Here is a 1566-nt window from a genome sequence, read left to right on the forward strand (position 1 = left end):
CGGTATGTGTCAAGTCAACTGGGACACGGTGCTACCGAGGTCTTACGCGGCACTCTCCGTATCTGACAGGGTTTCGTCCTCGCTGGGCTCGTTGATCCACACCGCGGTGGGGAGCTTGGGCAGCGACGGCTTGCTCGTGAACCGCTGCGGGTTCGCCATGAGGAACTTCTCCATCGTTTCCCGCCGCTTATCCTGAATATAGCCTGCGCGGTGCCGATATGCACGGTGAACGGCGTGTGCAACCCGATACCAGCGTGGTAATGGCGATGATTGTAATATTCGAAGAAGCGGTGACAAAAGCTCCGAGCGTCCTGCGGCGATCCAAAGACTTCAGGGAACACCGGACAATACTTCAACGTCTTAAAGTTGGCCTCACTGTAAGGGTTGTCGTTGCTCACCTTCGGACGCGAATGCGACTTGATGATGTCCAGGTCGGACAGCAGATTCGCCACGGATTTCGATGTCATCGACGCGCCCCGGTCGGAATGAATCAACCGTGGCGCGACCCCGCCGTTGGCCCGGATACAGTTCTCGATGAACTGCTTCGCAAGATCCCCCGATTCGCGGAGATGCACCTCCCAGTGCACCACGCACCGAGAGAAGATATCGATCATCACGTACAGTTCAAAATACTTCCCCCGCTCAGCCGACGGTAGCCGCGTGATATCCCAGCTCCATATCTCGTTTGGATTCTTTGCGACAAGGTGCGGTTTCTTCTTGGCCTCGTGCCGAGCCTGGGCCCGCCGCTCGCGGACCAGGCCCCGCGTGCGCAGCACCCTGTACATCGTCGACACCGACGCCAGATACGTGCCACGATCGATCAAGATCGCCCACACCTGGCGCGGAGACTTGTCCACGAACTCGGCATCGTTGAGCACTCTGATCAGCTCATCGCGCTCGTCTGGCGACAAAGCGTTCGGCGGAGCCGACCGCGCCACCGTCTGCGGCTCCTCCTCCTTCTGCTGAAGCCGCCGATACAAGGTGGATCGGTTGACGCCGGTCAGTTTGCACGACTTCTGAATGCCGACATGTTGCTGGAGCTGCTCGCGGGTTTCTTCGCGAAGCTCGGCTACGAGTTCTCCGAGTCCGCGCCCTTGGACATCTCTTCCAAGAGCGCGTGCCATTTTCCCATGATCTCCAGTGCGGCCTCGGTCTGGGCGAGCTTCTTCTGCAGCCGGGCGTTCTCACGCTCGAGCTTTTCTCTCTCGGCCTTCTCCTTGACCCGTTGCTTGGCCGTCTCCGGGGATGCGGCCTGCTGACCGCCGGAGACGCCTTTCAAGGCACCCTCGTCCCGCTTCTTACGCCACAGTTGGATGCTGGAGTCGTACAAGCCCTCGCGCCGCAGAATGCCACCCTTTTCCCCGGGCGGCGCCGCATCGTACTCGGCAAGGATCCGCAGTTTGTATTCCGCCGAGAAGTGCCGGCGCTTGGGTCGATCACCCCGAGGCCCGCTGGCCTCCAGGTCGTGCTTCGTCATCGTCACAGTCTGCTACACCAGTCTCGCCCTGCTCATCCCACACTGGGAACTTTCATACCGCGTGTCCCATGTGAGCCTGACACAGAGGG

Annotated in this window: 2 protein-coding genes; both read right to left on the reverse strand. The window is 60.3% G+C overall.

The window, feature by feature from the left end:
• Positions 1 to 14 precede the first annotated feature (14 nt).
• Positions 15 to 1124, reverse strand: a complete 1110-nt coding sequence (locus tag ABZ911_RS43120) for an IS3 family transposase (RefSeq protein WP_358070512.1) — start codon at positions 1122 to 1124, stop codon at positions 15 to 17.
• Positions 1070 to 1477, reverse strand: a complete 408-nt coding sequence (locus ABZ911_RS43125; RefSeq protein ID WP_358070515.1) for a hypothetical protein — start codon at positions 1475 to 1477, stop codon at positions 1070 to 1072. The genes ABZ911_RS43120 and ABZ911_RS43125 overlap by 55 nt, the downstream gene beginning before the upstream one ends.
• Positions 1478 to 1566 lie beyond the last annotated feature (89 nt).

The organism is Nonomuraea sp. NPDC046570, from assembly GCF_040645915.1.
Lineage (GTDB): Bacteria > Actinomycetota > Actinomycetes > Streptosporangiales > Streptosporangiaceae > Nonomuraea.

What these genes read in the sequence shown, in the direction of transcription:
- ABZ911_RS43120 (WP_358070512.1), bottom strand. Translation starts at nt 1,124, where the DNA reads ATGGCACGCGCTCTTGGAAGAGATGTCCAAGGGCGCGGACTCGGAGAA.
- ABZ911_RS43125 (WP_358070515.1), bottom strand. Translation starts at nt 1,477, where the DNA reads ATGACGAAGCACGACCTGGAGGCCAGCGGGCCTCGGGGTGATCGACCC.